Below are 8250 nucleotides of genomic sequence, written 5' to 3'. Positions count from 1 at the left end.
TGTTTAACTCGGGCTCTACGCTCAGGCCTGGGGCCCATTCGCCCCGGGGGGCGTTTCACCTTGGGGGTGCCGAAGGCGGGCGGGGCCGCGCCTCCTTCGGGAAGCGCGGCACGGCCGTCGTCATGTGTCTGCCCGTACGCGGAAGACGCTGGTCGGGGGCGACCGGGACCAGGTCCCGGAAGCCGCGCTCCCGCGTACGGCGATCAGGGGGCACCAGGCCTAGCGGCGCTCGCCGCCCAGGTGGTGGACGCGCACCATGTTGGTGGTGCCGGGGACGCCGGGGGGCGAACCGGCCGTCACGATCATCGTGTCGCCGTGGTTGAAGCGCTGGAGCTTGGACAGCTCGGCGTCCACCAGTTCCACCATGCCGTCGGTGTTGTCCACGTGCGGGACGACGAAGGTCTCCACGCCCCAGCTCAGCGCCAGCTCGTTGCGGGTGGACTCCTCGGTGGTGAAGGCGAGGATGGGCTGCTGCGCGCGGTAGCGCGAGAGACGGCGGGCGGTGTCACCGGACTTGGTGAAGGCCACCAGCGCCGCACCGTCCAGGAAGTCGGCCATCTCGGCGGCGGCGCGCGCCACCGAGCCGCCCTGGGTCCGCGGCTTCTTCCCCGCCACCAGCGGCTGGAGGCCCTTGGAGAGCAGCTCCTCCTCGGCGGCCTCCACGATGCGCGACATCGTCTTGACGGTCTCGATCGGGTACGCGCCGACGGAGGACTCCGCCGAGAGCATCACCGCGTCCGCGCCGTCCAGGATCGCGTTGGCGACGTCGGACGCCTCGGCGCGGGTCGGGCGGGAGTTGGTGATCATCGACTCCATCATCTGGGTCGCCACGATCACCGGCTTGGCGTTGCGCCGGCACATCTCCACCAGGCGCTTCTGCACCATCGGGACCTTCTCCAGCGGGTACTCCACGGCCAGGTCGCCGCGGGCCACCATGACGCCGTCGAACGCCGCGACGACGCTCTCCATGTTCGCCACCGCCTGCGGCTTCTCCACCTTGGCGATGACCGGCACCCGGCGGCCGACCTCGTCCATGACGCGGTGGACGTCGTTGACGTCCTTGGCGTCGCGCACGAAGGACAGCGCCACCATGTCGCAGCCCATCCGGAGGGCGAACTTCAGGTCCTCGATGTCCTTCTCCGACAGCGCGGGCACGTTGACGGCCGCGCCGGGCAGGTTGATGCCCTTGTGGTCGGAGATGACGCCGCCCTCGATGACGATGGTGCGCACCCGGGTGCCGTCCACCTCGGTCACGCGCAGCGCGACGTTGCCGTCGTTGATGAGGACCGGGTCGCCGATCGAGACGTCCCCGGGCAGACCCTTGTAGGTCGTGCCGCAGATGGACTTGTCGCCCGCCACGTCCTCCGTGGTGATGGTGAACTCGTCACCGCGGACCAGCTCCACCGGTCCGTCGGCGAAGGTCTCCAGGCGGATCTTGGGGCCCTGCAGGTCGGCGAGCACGCCGACGGCGCGGCCGGTCTCCGCGGCGGCCTTGCGGACGCGGTGATACCGCTCCTCGTGCTCCGCGTGGCTGCCGTGGCTCATGTTGAAGCGAGCCACGTTCATGCCGGCCTCGATCAGCGTCTTCAGCTGGTCGTAGGAGTCGACGGCGGGGCCCAGGGTGCAGACGATTTTGGAACGGCGCATGGGCTCTATCCTATCGTTTTGTTCCGTAGCGGAATATTCCGGTGGGTGGAAACGCCAAGGCGCTCCGGAAGGTCGGGCGTTGACCGTTGTACGTCACCGGCCCGTCCCACGGTGCGCGCCACGTGGCTCAGGAGCGAACCAGCTCGTACGTCTGGCCCGCGATCTCCAGCTCCTCGTCGGTCGGGACCACGGCCACCGCCACCCGCGCGTACTCCGGCGAGATCAGGCGCGCCCCGTCGGCACGGGCCTCGTTCAGCGAGGCGTCGACCGCCAGCCCCAGCTCCTCCAGGCCCGCGACCGCCGCGGCCCGTACCGGCGCCGCGTTCTCCCCGACGCCTGCGGTGAACGCCACGGCGTCCACCCGGCCGAGCACCGCGGTGTACGCCCCGATGTACTTCTTCAGGCGGTGGATGTAGATGTCGAAGGCGAGCCGGGCCTTCTCGTCGCCCGCCTCCACCCGCCGGCGGATCTCCCGCATGTCGTTGTCGCCGCACAAGCCCAGCAGACCGCTGCGCTTGTTGAGCAGCGCGTCGATCTCGGGCAGGTCCATCTCCGCGTTGCGGGCCAGGTGGAAGATCACCGCCGGGTCCAGGTCACCGGAGCGGGTACCCATCACGAGGCCCTCCAGCGGGGTGAGGCCCATCGAGGTGTCCACGCAGCGACCGCCGGCGACCGCGGAGGCCGAGGCCCCGTTGCCCAGGTGCAGCACGATCACGTTGACCTCCTCCGGCGCCTTGCCCAGCAGCTTCGCCGTCTCGCGGGAGACGTAGGCGTGGGACGTGCCGTGGAAGCCGTAGCGGCGGATGCGGTGGGCGTCGGCCAGCTCGGTGTCCAGGGCGTAGCGGGAGGCGGCCTCCGGCATCGTCTGGTGGAAGGCGGTGTCGAAGACGGCGACCTGCGGGAGGTCGGGGCGGAGCCGCTGCGCGGTGCGGATGCCGGTGATGTTGGCCGGGTTGTGCAGCGGCGCCACCGGTATCAGGCGCTCGATCTCCGCCATCACCTCCTCGTCGACGACGGTCGGCCGGGTGAACCGCTTCCCGCCGTGCACCACGCGGTGGCCGATGGCGGCCAGCTCCGGGGAGTCCAGGCCCAGGCCGTCCTCGGACAGTTCCGTGGCGACCGCCTTCAGCGCGGCGTCGTGGTCGCCGATCGGCTCGATCCGCTCCCGCTTCTCGCCGCCCGCGGCGAGCGGGGTGTGCACCAGACGCGCCTGCTCGTCGCCGATCCGCTCGACCAGGCCCACGGCCAGCCGGGAACGGTCGGCCATGTCGAGCAGCTGGTACTTCAGCGAGGAGGAGCCGGAGTTCAGGACGAGGACACGGGTGGGGTTGCTGGTCATGGAGCGACTTTCGTTCGGATAGGTGGGGGCGGGGGAGGGGCGGCGGTCAGCCGACGCCCCGGGTCGCGGCGGGGGCCCCGCCGGGGGTGGCCGTACCCTCGCCCTGGGCCTGGATGGCGGTGATGGCGACGGTGTTGACGATGTCCTGGACCAGCGCCCCCCGGGAGAGGTCGTTGACCGGCTTGTTCAGGCCCTGCAGGACCGGGCCGACGGCGACGGCGTGCGCCGAGCGCTGGACCGCCTTGTAGGTGTTGTTCCCGGTGTTGAGGTCGGGGAAGACCAGCACGGTCGCCCGCCCGGCCACCTGGGACTCGGGGAGCTTGGTGCGGGCCACCGCGGCGTCCACCGCCGCGTCGTACTGGATCGGGCCCTCCACCAGCAGGTCGGGGCGCTGCTCGCGGACCAGGTCGGTGGCGCGGCGCACCTTGTCGACGTCGGCGCCGGAGCCGGAGGTGCCGGTGGAGTACGACAGCATCGCGATCCGGGGCTCGACGCCGAACTGTGCCGCCGTGGTCGCCGACTGGATGGCGATGTCGGCGAGCTGCTCGGCGTTCGGGTCCGGGTTGACGGCGCAGTCGCCGTAGACCAGGACCCGGTCGGCCAGGCACATGAAGAAGACGGAGGAGACGATCTTCGCGTCGGGCCGGGTCTTGATGACCTCGAACGCCGGCCGGATGGTGGCCGCGGTGGAGTGGACCGCGCCGGAGACCATGCCGTCCGCCAGGCCCTCCTGCACCATCAGGGTGCCGAAGTAGGAGACGTCGGCCACCACGTCGTAGGCCAGCTCGTAGGTCACGCCCTTGTGAGCGCGCAGCTCGGCGTACCGCTCGGCGAACCTCTCGCGCAGCTCGGAGCTCTGCGGGTCCAGCAGCTGGGCGTCGGCCAGGTCGATGGAGAGCTCGGCGGCCCGGCGGCGGATCGCGGCCGTGTCGCCCAGCAGCGTCAGGTCGCACACGTCGCGCCGGAGCAGCACGTCGGCGGCGCGCAGCACCCGCTCCTCGGTGCCCTCCGGCAGCACCACGCGGCGCCGTCCGGAGCGGGAGCGCTCGATCAGCTCGTGCTCGAACATCATCGGGGTGACCCGGGCGGAGCGCGCCACGGAGATCCGGTCGGTCAGCTCGGCGGTGTCCACGTGCCGCTCGAACAGGCCCAGCGCGACCTCCGCCTTGCGCGGCGAGGCGGCCGTCAGCCGGCCCTCGATGGTGAACAGCTCCGCGGCGGTCGGGAACGAGCCGCCGGGTACCGAGAGCACCGGGGTGCCCGGGGCGAGGCGGTCGGCCAGCGCCAGGATGTCGGCGTCCGGCCGCTCGTCGAGGGTCAGCAGCACGCCGGCGATGGGCGGGGAACCGGCGCTGTGCGAGGCGAGCGCCCCGATCACCAGGTCGGCGCGGTCGCCGGGGGTGACCACCAGGCAGCCGGGTGTCAGCGCGGGCAGGAAGGTCGGCAGCATGGCGCCGCCGAAGACGAAGTCGCGGGCGTCCCGGGCCAGGCCCGAGTCGTCGCCGAGGAGGATCTGCGCCCCCAGCCGCTGGGCGATCTGCGCCACGGTCGGGGCCGCCAGCGACGGCTCGGCGGGCAGCGCGTAGCAGGGCACGGGTATGCCCTCGCCCAGCAGCGCGGCGACCGCCGCGTGGTGCTCGGGCTCCACCCGGTTGACGATCAGCGCGACGACGTCGCAGCCCAGCGACTGGTAGGCGAGGTAGGCGTTGTGCGCCTCGGTGCGCACCGAGGCCGGCTCCTGGCCCTGCGCACCGACCACCGGCAGCATCGAGGCCCCGAACTCGTTGGCCAGCCGGGCGTTGAGCCCGAGCTCGGCGGGGAGGTTGGTGGCCGCGTAGTCGCTGCCCAGGACGAGGACGTACTCGTACTCGCGGGCCACCGCGTGGAACTTCTCCACCAGGTGGGAGACCAGCTCGTCGGTGCCCTTCTCGGCCTGGAGGGCGCCGGCCTCCTCGTAGGTCATGCCGTAGACGGTCGCCTCGGGCTGGGTCAGCCGGTACCGGGCGCGCAGCAGCTCGAAGAGGCGGTCGGGAGCGTCGTGCACCAGTGGCCGGAAGACGCCCACCCGGTCGACGTGGCGGGTCAGGAGTTCCATGACCCCCAGCTCCACCACCTGCCGGCCGTCGCCGCGGTCGATTCCCGTCACGTACACGCTGCGCGTCACGCGTGCTCTCCGATCATTCCGTAGCCGCAGGGCAAAATCCCTATATCGACAGGCCTGCCCCCCTTGACAATACCTGCGGGGGTGGGTAAGTCGCTCCCGCAGGTGGGCCCGCCCCGCAGCCCGCAGGGGCCGGGTGTCTGGGAGTGCGGTGACCGCCCGGACGCGGCAACCGGACGGGTGGAGGCGGGATCGGCGCAGCTCACGGGTGGGCGTCCGGGCGGTGGGGGGACGGCGCCGCCGCGGGGCTTCCGGCGCCCCGCGCGTGACCGATGCCTCACCCCTCGTCCCTCCGTCCCGGCCGGGCCTGTCCCCGTGTGCACGAGGGAGAGGCGAGGGAGAGAACCGGTGACGGCGGGCTCCTCCGGGGCGTGAAACAATCGGACTGGCTCAGGGAACCGACAGCACCGCCAGCCAAGCAACGGGAGACACAGCACGATGCGTATCGGAGTCCTCACCGCAGGGGGCGACTGCCCCGGCCTCAACGCTGTGATCCGGTCGGTGGTCCACCGCGCCCTCACCGGCCACAACGACGAGGTCATCGGCTTCGAAGACGGCTTCAAGGGGCTCCTCGACGGCCGCTTCCGGAAGCTGGACCTGGACTCGGTCAGCGGCATCCTCGCCCGTGGCGGCACCATCCTCGGCTCGGCCAGGCTGGAGCGCAACCGGCTCCGTGAGGCCTGCGAGGCCGGCAAGGACCTCGCCCGGGAGTACGGCATCGACGTGCTCATTCCCATCGGCGGCGAGGGCACGCTCACCGCGTCCCGGATGCTCTCCGACGCGGGGCTCCCGATCGTCGGTGTGCCCAAGACCATCGACAACGACATCTCCTCCACCGACCGGACCTTCGGCTTCGACACGGCCGTCGGGGTCGCGACGGAGGCGATCGACCGTCTGAAGACCACCGCCGAGTCGCACCAGCGGGTGATGGTCGTCGAGGTCATGGGCCGGCACGCCGGTTGGATCGCCCTGGAGTCCGGCATGGCCGGCGGCGCCCACGGCATCTGCCTGCCGGAGCGGCCCTTCGACCCCGCCAGGCTCACCGACATGGTCGAGGAACGCTTCGCCCGGGGCAAGAAGTTCGCCGTGATCTGTGTGGCCGAGGGTGCGCACCCCGCCGAGGACACCATGGACTACAAGAAGGGCGAGATCGACCAGTACGGTCACGAGCGCTTCCTGGGCATCGGCAACCGCCTGGCCACCGAGCTGGAGAACCGCCTCGGCAAGGAGGCCCGCCCGGTCATCCTCGGCCACGTGCAGCGCGGCGGAACCCCGACCGCCTACGACCGCGTCCTGGCCACCCGCTTCGGCTGGCACGCCGTCGAGGCCGCCCACCGCGGTGACTTCGGGCAGATGACCGCCCTGCGCGGCACCGACATCAGGATGGTCCCGCTGGCCGAGGCCGTCACCGAGCTCAAGCGGGTCCCGGCCAGCCGCATGGACGAGGCCGAGTCGGTCTTCTGACCCACGCCACCCGGCGCCCGCGGCCCCCGCCGCCCGGCGCGGGCACCCACCCGGCGAAGGGGCGGGCCACCGGAAGGCGGCCCGCCCCTTCGTGCGTCCGCCTTCCCCGCGGTGGCCTTGTCCGGTGGGGTGACCCCGCGTGCGGCGGCTCCGGCCGGGTGGCCGGTTCTCCCCCCTCAAGGCCGGCTTCGGGAGGTGTACGCACCGCGCACTATTGACGTGCCCATGCCTTACTGTTTCGCTTCTCCGCAGCCCGCCGGGCCCCGTCCGCCGCCGAGCCCCGTAACCGGACCACCCCTCGCCCCGTGAGGGCGGGCGGTGCCCGTCGGCACCCGCCACGTCGTCGTCGAAGGTGTCGCGCGGCCGGGAATGGGAGCGCTCCCAGCTCCTCGTCACCGGTCTCCCCGCACCTGTGAAGAGAGGAACCAGCGAGTGCTCACCTCACTGCGCCGACTGCGCAGAGCCGCCACGGCGGCCCTCGCGGTCACCGCCGCCGTCCTGCTCCCGTTCACCCTCACCGCCCCCGCGGCGCAGGCGGCCCCGCAGCAGACCTCCGTCACGGCCGGCGAGGGTCCCTGGCACACCAGCGGCCGGCAGATCCTCGACGCGGCCGGCCACCCGGTGCGCATCGCCGGCATCAACTGGTTCGGCTTCGAGACGTCGAACTACGTGGCCCACGGCCTGTGGGCGCGGGACTACCGCGCGATGATGGACCAGATGAAGACGCTCGGGTACAACACGATCCGGCTGCCCTACAGCGACGACATCTTCAAGGGAACCCAGCCGAGCGGCATCAACTTCTACCAAATGAACGCCGACCTCCAGGGCCTGGACTCCCTCCAGGTCATGGACAAGATCGTCGACTACGCCGGCCAGATCGGCCTGAAGGTCATCCTCGACCGCCACCGGCCCGACGCCAGTGGCCAGTCGGCGCTCTGGTACACCGACGCCACTCCCGAGTCCACCTGGATCGCCGACCTCAAGGCGATCGCCACCCGCTACCGGGACTCCGACGCCGTGGTCGGCATCGACCTGCACAACGAACCCCACGACCCGGCGTGCTGGGGCTGCGGCGACACCAGCAAGGACTGGCGGCTGGCCGCCGAGCGCGGTGGCGACGCGGTCCTGTCGGCCGACCCGGACCTGCTGATCTTCGTCGAGGGCGTGCAGACCGCCGGCGGGATGTCCACCTGGTGGGGCGGCAACCTGGCAGCCGCCGGGCAGTACCCCGTCGAGCTCAGCGTGCAGAACCGGCTGGTCTACTCGGCGCACGACTACGCGACCAGCGTCAGCCAGCAGCCCTGGTTCAGCGACCCCAGCTTCCCGGACAACATGCCCGCGGTGTGGGACAAGTACTGGGGCTACCTCTTCCGGCAGAACATCGCCCCCGTCTGGGTCGGCGAGTTCGGCACCACGCTCCAGTCCGCCACCGACCAGAAGTGGCTCGCGAAGCTCGTCGCGTACCTGCGCCCCACCGCCGGCAACGGCGGCGACAGCTTCTCCTGGACGTTCTGGTGCTGGAACCCCGACTCCGGCGACACCGGCGGCATCCTCCAGGGCGACTGGACGACCGTCGACACCGTCAAGGACGGCTACCTGGCCTCGGTGAAGGCCCCGTCCTTCGGAAGCTGAGGCCCCG

4 protein-coding genes and 1 pseudogene are annotated in these 8250 nt (G+C 71.7%); 2 read left to right on the top strand and 3 right to left on the bottom strand.

Features of this window, described 5'->3' with window-relative positions; translation table 11 throughout:
• Positions 1 to 219: 219 nt before the first annotated feature.
• The 3 genes from pyk to pta form a co-directional block, all read right to left on the bottom strand.
• Positions 220 to 1647, bottom strand: a complete 1428-nt coding sequence (pyk, locus tag ACFV3R_RS06220) for a pyruvate kinase (protein ID WP_385576284.1) — start codon at positions 1645 to 1647, stop codon at positions 220 to 222.
• Positions 1648 to 1774: 127 nt separating this feature from the next.
• Positions 1775 to 2986 carry an acetate kinase gene (locus ACFV3R_RS06215; RefSeq protein WP_385576281.1) on the bottom strand — a complete coding sequence of 404 codons (1212 nt, stop codon included), beginning with the start codon at positions 2984 to 2986 and terminating at the stop codon, positions 1775 to 1777.
• Positions 2987 to 3032: 46 nt separating this feature from the next.
• Complete coding sequence (gene pta, locus ACFV3R_RS06210; RefSeq protein WP_385576278.1) at positions 3033 to 5150, bottom strand: phosphate acetyltransferase; 2118 nt, start codon at positions 5148 to 5150, stop codon at positions 3033 to 3035.
• A gap of 435 nt (positions 5151 to 5585) precedes the next feature.
• Between pta and ACFV3R_RS06205 the strand changes: the two genes are divergently transcribed.
• Positions 5586 to 6611, top strand: a complete 1026-nt coding sequence (locus ACFV3R_RS06205) for an ATP-dependent 6-phosphofructokinase (RefSeq protein ID WP_385576275.1) — start codon at positions 5586 to 5588, stop codon at positions 6609 to 6611.
• A 432-nt stretch (positions 6612 to 7043) separates the two neighbouring features.
• A pseudogene (locus ACFV3R_RS06200) lies at positions 7044 to 8240 on the top strand (glycoside hydrolase family 5 protein); the annotation flags it as partial.
• Positions 8241 to 8250 lie beyond the last annotated feature (10 nt).

It is taken from the genome of Streptomyces sp. NPDC059740 (assembly GCF_042733155.1).
GTDB lineage: Bacteria > Actinomycetota > Actinomycetes > Streptomycetales > Streptomycetaceae > Streptomyces.
Note: the sequence above shows the minus strand (reverse complement) of the source record. Positions and strands in the feature narration are given on the sequence as shown.